Consider the following 268-nt stretch of genomic DNA (forward strand, 5'->3'; position numbering starts at 1 on the left):
GGTCAACACCTGCCTCCCAAGCATCCTTGATACCGTGAGCACCTGGAAATTCAGGCAGATAGGCTGGGTGAATATTGATGATACGCCCTTCATAGGCTGAGAGCAAGGTTTCTCCGACAATCTTCATGTAGCCCGCCAGACAGACCAAGTCAATCTCGTGTTTGTCCAACAAATCAACGACGGCTTGCTCGTAAGCCGCCTTATTCTCAAACTCTTTGAGTTCAAAAGCGAAGCTTGGAATGGCTAAGTTCTGAGCACGCTCTAAAAC

1 protein-coding gene is annotated in these 268 nt (G+C 48.5%); it reads right to left on the minus strand.

All coding sequences use genetic code 11. The annotated features are described in order from the left end of the window. Positions 1 to 268, minus strand: a 268-nt coding sequence (gene purN / locus AB1287_RS22420; RefSeq protein WP_435619154.1) for a phosphoribosylglycinamide formyltransferase, incomplete at both ends; no start/stop codon positions are given.

The sequence above is a fragment of the Scandinavium sp. UTDF21-P1B genome, from assembly GCF_040750395.1.
Taxonomy (GTDB): domain Bacteria; phylum Pseudomonadota; class Gammaproteobacteria; order Enterobacterales; family Enterobacteriaceae; genus Scandinavium.